At 37.3% G+C, this 12,674-nt stretch carries 15 protein-coding genes; 11 read left to right on the plus strand and 4 right to left on the minus strand.

Annotation, left to right across the window (positions count from 1 at the left end; all coding sequences use genetic code 11):
• Nucleotides 1–7: 7 nt before the first annotated feature.
• The 6 genes from pstB to metR all read left to right on the plus strand — a co-directional run bounded on the left by pstB (nucleotide 8) and on the right by metR (nucleotide 5,745).
• Nucleotides 8–757 (plus strand): phosphate ABC transporter ATP-binding protein PstB, encoded by a 750-nt coding sequence (gene pstB / locus I3259_RS09395; protein WP_238029379.1) that lies wholly within the window; start codon nucleotides 8–10, stop codon nucleotides 755–757.
• 176 nt (nucleotides 758–933) lie between these two features.
• Complete coding sequence (locus tag I3259_RS09400; protein ID WP_105059943.1) at nucleotides 934–1,569, plus strand: alternative oxidase; 636 nt, start codon at nucleotides 934–936, stop codon at nucleotides 1,567–1,569.
• Between the two features lie 25 nt (nucleotides 1,570–1,594).
• Entirely contained in the window at nucleotides 1,595–1,930 is a 336-nt protein-coding gene (locus tag I3259_RS09405) for a DUF1971 domain-containing protein (RefSeq protein WP_045084364.1), read from the plus strand.
• A 244-nt stretch (nucleotides 1,931–2,174) separates the two neighbouring features.
• Nucleotides 2,175–3,836, plus strand: coding sequence for a mechanosensitive ion channel family protein (locus I3259_RS09410; protein WP_238029380.1), 1,662 nt, complete (start codon nucleotides 2,175–2,177; stop codon nucleotides 3,834–3,836).
• A 362-nt stretch (nucleotides 3,837–4,198) separates the two neighbouring features.
• Entirely contained in the window at nucleotides 4,199–4,648 is a 450-nt protein-coding gene (locus I3259_RS09415) for an META domain-containing protein (RefSeq protein WP_238029381.1), read from the plus strand.
• A 185-nt stretch (nucleotides 4,649–4,833) separates the two neighbouring features.
• The gene (metR, locus tag I3259_RS09420; protein WP_238029382.1) at nucleotides 4,834–5,745 is read left to right on the plus strand and encodes an HTH-type transcriptional regulator MetR; all 912 of its coding nucleotides are present in this window, start codon (nucleotides 4,834–4,836) and stop codon (nucleotides 5,743–5,745) included.
• A 52-nt stretch (nucleotides 5,746–5,797) separates the two neighbouring features.
• Here the strand turns inward: metR and I3259_RS09425 are convergent, their stop codons facing one another.
• Complete coding sequence (locus tag I3259_RS09425; RefSeq protein ID WP_238029383.1) at nucleotides 5,798–5,986, minus strand: DUF4250 domain-containing protein; 189 nt, start codon at nucleotides 5,984–5,986, stop codon at nucleotides 5,798–5,800.
• Between the two features lie 131 nt (nucleotides 5,987–6,117).
• Nucleotides 6,118–6,786 (minus strand): hypothetical protein, encoded by a 669-nt coding sequence (locus tag I3259_RS09430; protein WP_238029384.1) that lies wholly within the window; start codon nucleotides 6,784–6,786, stop codon nucleotides 6,118–6,120.
• 287 nt (nucleotides 6,787–7,073) lie between these two features.
• Between I3259_RS09430 and I3259_RS09435 the strand changes: the two genes are divergently transcribed.
• Nucleotides 7,074–7,430 carry a hypothetical protein gene (locus I3259_RS09435; protein ID WP_238029385.1) on the plus strand — a complete coding sequence of 119 codons (357 nt, stop codon included), beginning with the start codon at nucleotides 7,074–7,076 and terminating at the stop codon, nucleotides 7,428–7,430.
• Between the two features lie 6 nt (nucleotides 7,431–7,436).
• Here I3259_RS09435 and I3259_RS09440 read toward each other — a convergent pair whose 3' ends face one another.
• A complete protein-coding gene (locus tag I3259_RS09440) occupies nucleotides 7,437–7,625 on the minus strand; it encodes a hypothetical protein (RefSeq protein ID WP_238029386.1) in 189 nt (62 codons plus the stop codon).
• Nucleotides 7,626–7,811: 186 nt separating this feature from the next.
• Between I3259_RS09440 and I3259_RS09445 the strand changes: the two genes are divergently transcribed.
• Nucleotides 7,812–8,228: a hypothetical protein gene (locus I3259_RS09445; RefSeq protein ID WP_238029387.1), complete on the plus strand. Its 417-nt coding sequence runs from the start codon at nucleotides 7,812–7,814 to the stop codon at nucleotides 8,226–8,228.
• A 55-nt stretch (nucleotides 8,229–8,283) separates the two neighbouring features.
• Here the strand turns inward: I3259_RS09445 and I3259_RS09450 are convergent, their stop codons facing one another.
• Entirely contained in the window at nucleotides 8,284–9,492 is a 1,209-nt protein-coding gene (locus I3259_RS09450) for an MFS transporter (RefSeq protein ID WP_238029388.1), read from the minus strand.
• Between the two features lie 159 nt (nucleotides 9,493–9,651).
• Here I3259_RS09450 and I3259_RS09455 point away from each other — a divergent pair, with 159 nt between their 5' ends.
• The 3 genes from I3259_RS09455 (at nucleotide 9,652) to I3259_RS09465 (ending at nucleotide 12,662) form a co-directional block, all read left to right on the plus strand.
• The gene (locus I3259_RS09455) at nucleotides 9,652–10,530 is read left to right on the plus strand and encodes a LysR family transcriptional regulator (protein WP_238029389.1); all 879 of its coding nucleotides are present in this window, start codon (nucleotides 9,652–9,654) and stop codon (nucleotides 10,528–10,530) included.
• A gap of 320 nt (nucleotides 10,531–10,850) precedes the next feature.
• The gene (gene dcuC / locus I3259_RS09460; protein ID WP_105059935.1) at nucleotides 10,851–12,218 is read left to right on the plus strand and encodes an anaerobic C4-dicarboxylate transporter DcuC; all 1,368 of its coding nucleotides are present in this window, start codon (nucleotides 10,851–10,853) and stop codon (nucleotides 12,216–12,218) included.
• Between the two features lie 102 nt (nucleotides 12,219–12,320).
• The gene (locus I3259_RS09465; RefSeq protein WP_238029390.1) at nucleotides 12,321–12,662 is read left to right on the plus strand and encodes a hypothetical protein; all 342 of its coding nucleotides are present in this window, start codon (nucleotides 12,321–12,323) and stop codon (nucleotides 12,660–12,662) included.
• Nucleotides 12,663–12,674: the final 12 nt, after the last annotated feature.

Genomic DNA, 12,674 nt, shown 5'->3' on the forward strand with positions numbered 1-12,674 from the left:
AGATAAAATGAATAAATTTAATATTGAAAACCTAGATCTTTACTACGGTCAGAACCAAGCGCTAAAACAAATTAACTTACCGATTCCTAATCGTCAGGTAACGGCTCTTATTGGCCCATCAGGTTGTGGTAAATCTACCCTACTTCGTTGCCTTAACCGCATGAATGATCTTATTGAAGGCGTAAGCATCAAAGGATCACTGACCATGGATAGCGAAGATGTTTATGGCAATATTGATGTGGCACAGCTACGTATTAAAGTCGGCATGGTATTCCAAAAACCAAACCCATTCCCAATGAGCATTTACGAAAACGTTGCTTATGGTCTACGTGCACAAGGCGTTAAAGATAAAAAAAACCTTGATGAGATTGTAGAGCAATCTCTTCGTGGTGCCGCATTATGGGACGAAGTAAAAGATCGTTTGAAATCACACGCATTTGGCCTGTCGGGTGGTCAGCAGCAACGTTTATGTATTGCACGTACAATCGCAATGAAGCCTGAAGTTATTTTGATGGATGAACCAACATCCGCACTTGATCCTATTGCAACCAAGAAAATTGAAGATTTAATGGAGTCACTGAAGAAAGATTTCACCATTGTTATCGTTACTCACTCAATGCAGCAAGCACGTCGTATCTCGGATCGTACTGCATTTTTCCTTATGGGTGAATTAGTTGAACATGATGAAACACAAAACCTGTTTACTAACCCTCAAGATGATCGCACTCGTGGTTATGTAAATGGTGATTTTGGTTAATTAATAGAAGTTAATTAACGTTCTTCCTCTTCGCATTTTTTAGAATAATAATAGCGATGGTACTTTTGCCTCTTCCTTGTGAAGAGGCTTTTTTATATATGTTGCATTTGAAATGCTTGTTTTAACAATTTAAAAATGTATTATTAATACATGTTTAAAAAAGAGCGAGTAGTCCAATGTCAGATTTTGCTTTAACACACAGAGAAACCACTAAATTTTCTGAGCGCCTAGCGTATAAAATCACACAGCTTCTCAAGTATTCTCTTAATATTTTCTATGGCAAAAAATACGCTAAACGTGCTGTGATTTTAGAAACCATTGCTGCCGTACCAGGTATGGTTGCCGGTATGTTTAACCATTTAAAAGCCCTTCGCAGAATGAAAGATGATGAGGGTTGGATCAAAGAATTATTAAGTGAAGCAGATAATGAACGTATGCACTTAATGATCTTTTTAGATATCGCTAAACCAAGCTGGGTTGAACGTGGACTCGTCTTATTAGGGCAAGCCGTTTTCATCTGTGTCTACAGTATTATTTACCTCACTTCATCAAAGATTGCGCACCGTGTCGTGGGTTACTTTGAAGAGGAAGCTTGTAAAAGCTATACCGAATTTTTAGAAAAAATTGATAGTGGTGAACTTGAAAATGTCGCAGCGCCACAAATTGCAATTAACTACTATGAGTTACATGATGATGCAAAACTGCGAGATGTTGTATTAAGAATCAGAGAAGATGAAGCTAAACATCGCGATCGTAATCATAACTTTGCTGATTGTTATCAGAACAAGGATTTACCAGCTCACCAAGCCTAATCAAAAATAATATTGGAGAGAACTTATGGCATCTATTCCTAATAGCTTTATTAACTACAAATCAACCTCAGTATTTAATCGTGACACTGTGCCGAAAATGTTAGTTCATGAGCACAACACCCGTGAAGGTGTATACGGAAAAATTAGTGTTATATCTGGGACTCTGAAATTTTATGGCTTTACTGAAAGACGAGGAGAAATCGAACAAGAGGTTGTTATTCAGGCAAATGACTCACTTATCAGCCCGCCTCAATACTGGCATAAAGTTGAATTAATGACGCCTGATACTCAATTTCAAGTACATTTCTATGCAGACAAAGACAGTGAGATAGCGCGCCAAAACTTAAATGAACGTTCATAATAAAGTTACAATAAACCACGATAAGTCACTAAATTGTCGTGGTTTTCTATTTTTCATATCAACTTAAACAATTATTTGTACCATCCATTCTTCTTGTTGATTACTTGCAAATTTCTAACTTTCTGCCTTAAAACTAATATATAATCTGCGCCTATTTTTTATAGTCAGCAAAAATATACATGATAAAAAATGTATAATCTGACTTTTCTTGGTTATGTTTACACCAGTAGGAGTTAATCGCATTATGCGCTTTCTGGTATTAATCTTATTACTTGTGTCTTCCCTTAGCTTTGCAGAAACTAAAGTCGACACGCCGAAACAAACAACTAGCCCTCAAGTTGAACAACTTCAACAACTAAACACTGAAATATCATCACTGCAAAAAGAACAAGAAAGTGCTGTTAAAGACGGTTCTTCTTCTGCTGATGTGATTGGCTTACAGATTCTAAATAAGAATGATGAGCGTCGTGACATCTTAGCATCACTAATCAGTGAAAAAGACTCGGATAAAAAACAACTACTTAAAGAAGTTAATCATCAAGTCGTTTTGATTAATCAGTTCAGTACTTTTCTTGATAAAAAGCTTAAACGAGATCAAGAAAAGCTTGATGACGCAAAAGATGCAGACAAGCTAATTGCATTGAAAAAGCTGGCAGAAACACGTCATTATTCGACATTAATCCTTAATGAAGAGTGGCAAAACTATCAGTGGCTAGAAAAACTTGATAAGCCTGCGCCAAAAGCTGTCAAAGAGCTTACAAGCAAAGTAGAACACCGCTTAGAGTTTATTTCTGCTTCACTTAACTTCGATAGCCAAGCACTTGATCTTGCAAGCAAACAGTTAAAATCTGCAACTGAAAGTGAGAAAAGTACGTTGCAGATGTCACAGATCCTTGCACAGCGACAAGTAGACAACGACACTGAAAATCTAAAACAACTGATTGAAATTGCGGATAACATTGGTATTGATACCGCTAAATACAAAAAGCAATTATTCGAGCAAACGGGTAATGTGACTGACGACTTACTTAACAGCAAAGTAATGTGGTCTATTGTATCTGGCTGGACATCAGATCTGAAAGATTGGTTATTTGATAACCTGCCACAAATGCTATTTAAAGTATTTATTTTTGTTTTGATCATCTTTGCATTCAAAACATTAAAGAACATTGTTAGAAAAATGGTTAAGCGTGCCGTTTCTGCAAAGAACTTGCAAATGTCTATCCTGATGCAAGAATTCTTTATCTCTATGTCAGGTAAAGCCGTTTTTGCTATTGGTTTGCTTATTGCTTTATCTCAAATTGGCCTAAACCTAGCCCCTATCCTCACCGGTTTCGGTGTGGCTGGTATTATTGTTGGTTTCGCATTACAAGACACATTATCTAACTTTGCTGCGGGCATGATGCTGCTGATCTACCGTCCATTTGATGTCGGTGATCTTGTTGAAGCCGGCGGTATTACAGGTAAAGTTAGTCACATGAGCCTTGTAAATACCACGATCAAAACGTTCAGTAACGAAATGTTGATGATCCCAAATAGTAAAATTTGGGGTGACATCATCAAGAACGTAACTCACGAAAAAGTACGTCGTGTCGATATGATCTTTGGCATTGGTTACAGCGATGACATTGAAAAAACAGAACGTGTGTTAAATGAAATTGTATCTGAGCACCCTGCAGTGCTACGTAGCCCTGAGCCTACAATTAAACTACACACACTGAATTCTTCATCTGTTGATTTCATTGTTCGCCCTTGGGTCAAGACAGATGATTACTGGGATGTTTACTGGGATATTACTCGTGAAGTGAAGATGCGCTTCGACCAAGAAAATATTTCGATTCCATTCCCACAACAAGATGTACATTTACACATGGTGGAAAAAGCGCTCGAATCTAAAAGTGCTTAAATAGACCAAATGAGTTAAATCAGGAGGGAAGGTATCACATTATTTATGTAATACCTTCCCCTTCTTTTATTGCTAACTTTATTCATTGTTTTATCCGCCTCTTCTTCCAAAACAATGATTCATCAGCCATAACACGCTACAATGTTATCGATTTTGAATAATTAAACCTTTCAATAATCTTTACTTAGCTTAAAGATTTACATTTGGTTACGTAAAAAAATGTAAAGTAATACTCTGGTAGAGTGTTTTAAGTTATAGTTATTTACACAATGAAACAGCGTACAATAGCGCTGACATAAAAATAGAATGTGTTTATCACGCTTTGCTATTTTTAAAATAGACTTTATTCAGGAATGATGATTATGAAAAAGCGTCTTTTATCAGTTTTGGTGCTTCCTATGATGCTAACAGCTTGTGCCGGTAACAGTGCTATGAACTCAACACCGCATAAAGTAACAGCAAATGAAATCAGCAATGGCAGTTGGGAATTGGTTAAAATCGATAACCAAGACCTTACATTACCAGAACCTTTCCAAGCTCCTAGCCTAGAACTAGCTTCTGATCTTGCAGCTAACGGTAACGCAGGTTGTAACCGTTACTTTGGTCAAGCAGAGCTTAAAGATGGTCAACTACGCATTGAAAAAATGGGTATGACGATGATGCTATGCCCTGATGAAGCAATGAATGTTGAGCAAACATTCTCTGAGTCATTATCAGACTGGAACAAAGTAGCTGTTTCTGACGATACGCTTACGCTAACCAATGCCAAACATACATTAACGTTCACTAAAAAAATTGCTGACGTTAAATAAGTATTACGCTAAACATTGAAAAGGCAGCCTAACAATGGGCTGCCTTTTTTATTTCTTATGTCGATAGTATGGCGATATAAATTAATTCACACCAACATAGCCATTTAGCCGTCCAGATGTTTACTTTGATACCGTAAAACGATAAGTTGTTTAACACTACATATTTACAAGGACGGTAAATAAGCATGATTGAATTAAAACACCTTAAGACATTATCTGTATTGCGGGATACTGGCTCATTAACAGCGACCGCCAATACATTATGCTTAACTCAATCAGCCCTTTCTCACCAATTAAAAGATCTGGAACAACGTCTTGGCGGCCAACTATTTTTACGAAAAACTCGACCTGTAAAATTTACCGCAGAAGGTGATATTTTATTAAACCTTGCAGATACGATTATTCCTCAAGTTACTCATGCCGAGCATGAACTCGCTAATATAAAACAAGATGCCACTGGTCGCTTACATATGGCGATCGAATGCCATTCCTGTTTCCAATGGCTGATGCCTGCACTTAAGGAATACCAAATACAGTGGCCAGCAGTAACACTCGACTTCTCATCAGGCTTTGGCTTTGAACCGATCCCGGCTCTTGTTTGCGGTGAACTCGATCTAGTGATCACTTCCGATATTCAACCTCGGAGTGAAATCCATTATGAGCCTTTATTTGATTTTGAAATGCGATTAATCGTTAGTGTTAATTCTCCTTTAGCAGAAAAGCCTTTTATCACACCACAAGATATTGCCGATCAAACCATGCTCAGTTATCCCGTACAAAAAAATCGCTTAGATGTCGTCAAACATTTCCTACAACCTGCGGGCATAGAGCCAAAAGCTTGGAAACAGGCAGATAATACCTTGATGCTTGTACAAATGGTGTCAGCAGGATTAGGCGTTGCTGCACTACCCAATTGGGCTATTCATGATTTTGCGCAACAGGGTCTGGTAGTAAGTAAGCCGTTAGAACAAGGCTTGTGGCGACGTTTATTTGCTGCGATTAGAGCATCTGAACAACAGCGCCATTATCTACAGGCCTTTTTTGCAATCGCAAAGCAGCAATGCCAACTCCATTTAGAAGGTATTAAATCAGCCTGATTTTTTACAGCATAAAAGCCTCATTCGTGAGGCTACTTTATAGATGAATGTACTATCGGAATTGATTGGTTATAGGATCATACTGATAACCTAGCTGTGCCAACTTATCTGTTAATTCGCCTTCATCTAGTTCATAACGGCTCAACAGCTCCGAAATACTACTGCACTCTAAACGTAAGCGCTCATTCACTATACCGATAACAATATTGCCATCCATACTTAATAAATTGTTAATTTCCATTCATCCTCCAGATCCCAACATTAACAACTAAATCAAGATATATTAACTTTACTTATTAAGCATAGACGTAGAAAACAGATACGAAAAAGCCGCTTCAAAAAGCGGCTTTTCACATTATTGTGTCCCGAATATTAAAACAAGACTAACTGTAAACCTGCTGAAAACACCAGTACTGCAAGTGCAATCACTAACTGCCAGTTATTGGCTTTTTTATTTAATAATATGTGACCAGCCCAAATCACCAAGCCAATCACCATTAATGCCAATGCTGTAATGATTTCTATCATATGGTGACTTGTTGTTACTTGCCCAAGAGTCATGATCTGCCAAATCATAAATAAAATCGTTAATATCGCACTAATAAAACCGACAAAAGGCAAAATACGGTGAAATGCCTGTAAACGCGTACGAGCAAAAGTCAGTAAAACATGGGCTAATGCACTACCATATAACGCGATAGCGACTAAGCTAATCGCAATTTCAGGCATATTTAACGTTGGTAATAATACTAGCCAACAAATAAACGCTAAGACATCACTGCCATATAAAACCTTAATCGGCCCTGCATCACGCGTTTTCCTTGTTTTCACCTTCATTGTAAAGAACGCTAATGACAATAAAGGCAATACAGCTAAAGGTTGCGCTATTGCGGCAAGTAACCAACCAACAAGCAGTACAGGTAACATTTTATGAACACGACCACGTTGACCAGGACAAATTTCGCCCTTCATCAAAACAATGGTAAGGATAAACTGCGCACCAAGTAGCGCGGGCACGAGAAAGGTTAAGTAGCCTGCCATAATAAACGTCATTGAGTAGAGAAAATGTATTGCGATTATACCGAGTTATTCAGTGATGTGAATATATGACTATATTTTCTAAATTGAGGCAGCATTTTAAAATAGAACAATACTCTCATTTATTCTATTTGAGACGCATTTTGCATATTCCAATAAAAATTTCTTAACTATAAGAAATTTTAGTAATTAAGCTATCTTTCATAGTGAAAAGGATAAAATTAAAATAGGTTTATCTATTTAACTTTACTTCTCATTATCAGTATTATTTCAAACAGCAGGAGGTTTATATGAGAAAGTCACCACTTCTCCCACTATTATTACTACTTAGCAGTACACCTGCATTGTCCGCCATTTATTCTTGTGCGGACATACCATCAGGTAAAAATACATTAGAAACCAATGACTCAGGTATTGATGCCTTTTATGTCATTAATTGTTCAGAGCAAACTTTAACCTATAGTTACCAATATAATCCCGCATCTTTTAACACTGAACAGTTGCATGGCTTGGCAAAAGAAATGCTTCAAAATATGCACTCAGATAAAGCAATTTTAAATAAGCAATACCCTTTTGTTAACTTTCTCAGTTTTAAAATCTATCACGGTTCAACCCTCTTAGATTCTGTTGTTGAGAAAATTAAATAATGTATTTTATAGAGACGATAGTAAATCTTCAGTGGCAGTATCGTCATCAATTAATATATCTAAATCATGCTCGCTCGCCACTTCTCTTACTCGACGATCAGGATCATTAATGAGGAATTCAATGTATTTTCCTTGCTCAGCCAGCGCTAAACGCTCTTTTACTGTTAAATGACCGAGTATGTTTTTATCTTCCATGAACACACCAATAGTACATAAACAACTTGCATATATTTTAGCTTAAAAAAGTCGTTTTGTTATTCAATTTTTTTGTCATCAAAAACAAAGTCATTTATCGTCGCTATTACGCATTCGCCTCTAGCATTGATATACTTGTCGTTAATTAATACTCGTTTCTCTGATTCAACTTAATTGGATATAACTATGAAATTATTCTCTCGTACCAATGCTATTATTCTTACGCTATTCCTAAGCTTGTTTTCTTTCTCTGCGTTAGCTGCGAACAAAGTCCAAGATGTTCACTTTAAAAGAGGGGCAACCAGTGCTGAATATCCTGCAAAAATAACAGGCTATGATTTTAATGATTATGTTTTTTATGCAAAAAAAGGGCAGGCACTAACAGCAAAGCTTCTTACAAAAAGTACGAAATTATGGATTAACCTATCTAATCAGCACTTAGAATCAGGTGTTGATCTCAGTGAATACTCTGAATCGCTCAATAAACAAGGCGCTTATATTTTGCCATACAGCGGTAAATACACCATTCGTGTTGGTCAACATCGTGCCTTTGCTCGTCGTGGTGAGCATAGTGATTTCACATTATTGATTGAAATAAAATAGTTAAAAGTACGTTATAGATCCTGTCTATAACGTACTATCAATAGGCACTAGATCTTTATCCAACTTGTTCCATCAATTGCATTTTACTTTTTTCAGCTTCTCGGGCTAATAAGCCACATAAAATGAACATTGCACTATAAAGTACCGTTCCACCAGCAACGACACTTTCCCACTGACCGTGCTGCCAACAGTAAATTAATACAAAGCCCCCTATACTACCGCCCACATAGTAATGTACTAAATACATCGCTGTTGCTGTAGCTTTAGCAACTTGTGCATGTTTACTCACCCATGCATAAGCCAATGAATGAGTAAAGAACGCGCCAGAACTAATCAGTAACAAGCTAATGAGGATCATTTCACGTGATTCAACTAGACCTAACCACATTCCCAGTAAACTAATCACTCCACCAAAAAACATGCCACTCACAGGACTAAATCTGTTAGCCCATTTACCGCTAAGTCGTGCTGTTAATGTCCCACTTAAATAGCACAGGAAAATTAAGGCTGCCCAACTCAATGGTAAATTAAACGGTGCTGCGACCAACCTAAAACCAGAGACAGAATAAAGGTTAACAAATAGCGCAAAATTAATACCGCCAATCAACATCGCTATCCATAATATCGGTTGCTTTATATGCTGTACCAAATGCTTACCATGAACGCGAAAACCTTGGCGATTAGGCCTAAAGTGTTGCTGTTTAGGTAATAACTTGATCACAATGATTGCACCAACCAAGCTAAAACCAGCTAATCCTAACACGGCAAGATGCCAGCTATAATGCTCACTAATAATACCTCCATATAATCGCCCAACTATCCCCCCTAATGAATTAGCACTAATATAGCTCCCCACTGCAACCATAAGCGCTTTTGGCGTAAATTCTTCTGCCATATAAGCAACAGCAACAGCAATAAAACCAGCAACAGAAACCCCCATTATCGCCCTTAAAATCGTGAGTGTGATTAAGCTATTACTAAAAGCCATGATACTGCCAACTACAGGTAATAATGACAAACTCACTAACATAATCACACGCCGTCCGACAATTTCAGAAGCAATCGCCCAAGGGATCAAACACACAGCTAACATTAATGTTGTTGCCGCTAATACCCAATTTATTGCTGTCGCACTCACACCAAATTCTCGTGCCATAAGAGGCAGCATTGGTTGAAATAAATAGAGGTTACAAAACACAATAAACGAACCTAATGCCAGAGCAAAACAGGCTTTTTTATAATGCGATGAATGAAGTTCAATCATTTATTCACCAGAAAGTCATGCTCAATACAACGCTCATACCTGTGATGTAAGCATTAACGTAGGAAAGAGTTATCTATCAAATTGCACTTACGGTATCAATTGCCTTGTGATAATGAAAATATATAATAAATATAATTATAATAACTTTGGTTTATAGCCATGGATTCTCGACAGCTTACCTATTTTGTCGCACTTGCAGAAACAACTAATTTTACGCGAGCAGCTGAAAAGCTACACATTGCTCAACCTGCGCTTAGCATGACAATCAAAAAACTAGAACAACAACTGGGCTTATGCTTATTTTCACGCAATGAACGCAAAGTAGAATTAACTGATGAAGGTAAAGTATTACTGCTACATGCAAAAGTGATTATTCAAAAAATTCATGATGCGCAAATTGCAATGGCTGAATTACGAGGATTAGAAAAAGGGGAAGTACGTGTCGGTATTCCAAGCATGCTAGGCTCATACTTCTTTCCAGAAATTATTATGGGCTTTAAAAGTCAATACCCAAATTTAAAGCTCAGCATTGTTGAAGCTGGCACTCAATCAATTAGAAAAATGATTATTGATGGTGAGTTAGATTTTGGTGTGATAATTAATCATGATCTGCCTGATTCATTGCATCCAGAACCACTATTAAAATCACAAATGGTTGCCGTTGTTTCAGAAAATCATGAATTCTCAAAATATAAATCCCTTTCTTTTGCTGATTTTTTTAACCAAGAGCTAGTGATGTTTAAACATGGCTATTTTCATCGAGAAACAATCGATAGCATCTGTGAGAAATACCATTTCACACCTAACATTTCATTTGAAACTAACTTATTGGCGATGATTTTTAAAATCGTGAGACAAGATTTCGCCATCACTACATTGCTAGAAATGGTGACTGAGTATGAACCAAAACTTGTCCCTATTCCTTTTGAAGAACCGATCTTGCTTGATGTTGTAATGGCATGGCGTAAAACAGGATATTTATCAATAGCAGATCAAGCATTTATTGATTATGTAAAGCAACACTGCTGCCAACAATAATTACGTTGTATAAATATCACTCAACAACTAAATAGTTAAGTCGCTTTATCTTATTAATTGATCTGATATTAAATCTTATTATCTTTTAATAGAAAACAATATGAATATCAATATGTAACGTTAAACAACCACAAACAGCAAATGCCTTTATCATTTATATATCAAATAATTAACATTAAACAGTAAATACTGCTTTAGATCATAACTTTTCTGATTAAATCTCGTTAATAATTTTAGTTTTAGTTAAATTACTCGCAGCAAACACTACTACCCAGTAACAACTTTCTATAATTAGATTTAAAATGAAATAAGGAGTCTTCATGACGGAGCTATTAATAGGCTTGGTGATCACCATCGCCGTTGGCTATTACATTGTTAAAGGATATAAAGCTGCAGGAGTCTTATTAACTGCAGGAGTTTCGTTATTAATTATTGCCGGCTTATTAGGCCATTCGGTTTTACCTGCAAAAGTTGTATCAACTGGTAATTTATTCACCGATTCTCTTGAGTATGTAAAATACATGCTGCAGTACCGTGGTGGCGGCTTAGGTCTACAAATCATGTTGTTATGCGGTTTCGCATCATACATGACCCATATTGGTGCTAATAATGTCGTGGTAAAACAATTTTCAAAACCTTTGTCATTTATTAAATCGCCTTACGTATTATTAGTTGCGGCTTATATTGTTGCTTGTTTAATGTCTCTTGCCGTGAGCTCTGCAACTGGTCTTGGCGTGCTATTAATGGCAACACTATTCCCAATGATGACTGCAATGGGTATTTCTCGCCCTGCGGCAGCGGCAGTCTGTGCATCCCCTGCAGCAATCATTCTCTCGCCAACGTCAGGTGATGTGGTTGTTGCTGCAGAAAAAGCAGGTTTACCATTACACGTGTTCGCCGTTGAAACTGTATTACCTGTTTCTATCAGCGCTATTATTGTCATGGCTGTGGCGGCATTCTTCTGGAATAAATACCTTGATAAGAAAAACAACACACCAATGGAGCGTGTTGATATTTCTGAAATGGAAGTAACAGCGCCAGCCTATTACTCAATTTTACCTTTCATGCCAATCATTGGTGTATTCCTATTCAATGGCGAGACTATCCCTGGTCTAAAAATCGATATTTACACCATTGTTGTGTTATCTATTACTATTGGTGCGATTGTCGATTTTCTGACTAATCGCTTAAACGGTAAGGTTACACTTGAAAACCTAGAATCTTGCTACGCAGGTATGGGTGATGCATTCAAAGGCGTAGTGATGTTATTAGTCGCAGCAGGTGTGTTTGCACAAGGCTTAATGTCTGTTGGTGCCATTGATAACCTACTTGCATTGGCTGATAAAGCTGGTGCCGGTGGCGTCGCTCTAATGCTATTACTAACAGCACTAACGGTTGCCGCTGCAATTGCAACAGGATCGGGTAATGCGCCTTTCTATGCCTTTGTTGAACTTGCACCTCAACTTGCGGGTAAGTTAGGTTTAAGCCCTGCATTCCTTATTATTCCGATGCTTCAAGCATCAAACTTAGGTCGTACTATCTCACCGGTATCAGGTGTTATTGTTGCAACGTCTGGTATGGCGAAAATCAGCCCATTCGATGTGGTTAAACGTACTGTTGTACCTGTGGTATGTGGCTTAATCACCGTTATTTTAGGTACCGTCGTGCTTGTACCTATGTACGCTTAATAAAAACTGACATGATAAAACTAAAGCCTGTAGAGCGATCTACAGGCTTTTTTTATTGCTTCTAAAACGGCAGAATAACCACTCAATCATCGATTAAAGATAATGACTGTGGATAAACAACAAGCTATTTATCAAATTATGAGTTTTGGTCCTGAACGTGACAGTGCCTTTTCTGTCTACCTTAATGCAGCGTCAGATCAAGACACACCATTTATTGTCACTAAACCTTTGCTCATTCAAGTACTGAATAAATACTTAACACAAGAGATTGATGATGATGATCTTGAGCAATGGGCTAATTTGATCAATTTTCGTGACGATATTGATGGTGATGCAATTGAAGATTGGCTCTATGCATTAGCTAATACTGAAATGATGGGAAATAACGGAAATAAAAAAGCGAACATTGAACATATGCTCGCTTTACTTAACTATCAAGAATGATACATCACCGAT

Source organism: Photobacterium sp. Ph5, assembly GCF_022129445.1.
GTDB lineage: Bacteria > Pseudomonadota > Gammaproteobacteria > Enterobacterales > Vibrionaceae > Photobacterium.

Bases quoted from the DNA above. Each gene is read 5' to 3' on its own strand.
- pstB (WP_238029379.1), top strand. From the start codon at position 8: ATGAATAAATTTAATATTGAAAACCTAGATCTTTACTACGGTCAGAAC.
- I3259_RS09400 (WP_105059943.1), top strand. From the start codon at position 934: ATGTCAGATTTTGCTTTAACACACAGAGAAACCACTAAATTTTCTGAG.
- I3259_RS09405 (WP_045084364.1), top strand. From the start codon at position 1,595: ATGGCATCTATTCCTAATAGCTTTATTAACTACAAATCAACCTCAGTA.
- I3259_RS09410 (WP_238029380.1), top strand. From the start codon at position 2,175: ATGCGCTTTCTGGTATTAATCTTATTACTTGTGTCTTCCCTTAGCTTT.
- I3259_RS09415 (WP_238029381.1), top strand. From the start codon at position 4,199: ATGAAAAAGCGTCTTTTATCAGTTTTGGTGCTTCCTATGATGCTAACA.
- metR (WP_238029382.1), top strand. From the start codon at position 4,834: ATGATTGAATTAAAACACCTTAAGACATTATCTGTATTGCGGGATACT.
- I3259_RS09425 (WP_238029383.1), bottom strand. From the start codon at position 5,986: ATGGAAATTAACAATTTATTAAGTATGGATGGCAATATTGTTATCGGT.
- I3259_RS09430 (WP_238029384.1), bottom strand. From the start codon at position 6,786: ATGGCAGGCTACTTAACCTTTCTCGTGCCCGCGCTACTTGGTGCGCAG.
- I3259_RS09435 (WP_238029385.1), top strand. From the start codon at position 7,074: ATGAGAAAGTCACCACTTCTCCCACTATTATTACTACTTAGCAGTACA.
- I3259_RS09440 (WP_238029386.1), bottom strand. From the start codon at position 7,625: ATGGAAGATAAAAACATACTCGGTCATTTAACAGTAAAAGAGCGTTTA.
- I3259_RS09445 (WP_238029387.1), top strand. From the start codon at position 7,812: ATGAAATTATTCTCTCGTACCAATGCTATTATTCTTACGCTATTCCTA.
- I3259_RS09450 (WP_238029388.1), bottom strand. From the start codon at position 9,492: ATGATTGAACTTCATTCATCGCATTATAAAAAAGCCTGTTTTGCTCTG.
- I3259_RS09455 (WP_238029389.1), top strand. From the start codon at position 9,652: ATGGATTCTCGACAGCTTACCTATTTTGTCGCACTTGCAGAAACAACT.
- dcuC (WP_105059935.1), top strand. From the start codon at position 10,851: ATGACGGAGCTATTAATAGGCTTGGTGATCACCATCGCCGTTGGCTAT.
- I3259_RS09465 (WP_238029390.1), top strand. From the start codon at position 12,321: ATGACTGTGGATAAACAACAAGCTATTTATCAAATTATGAGTTTTGGT.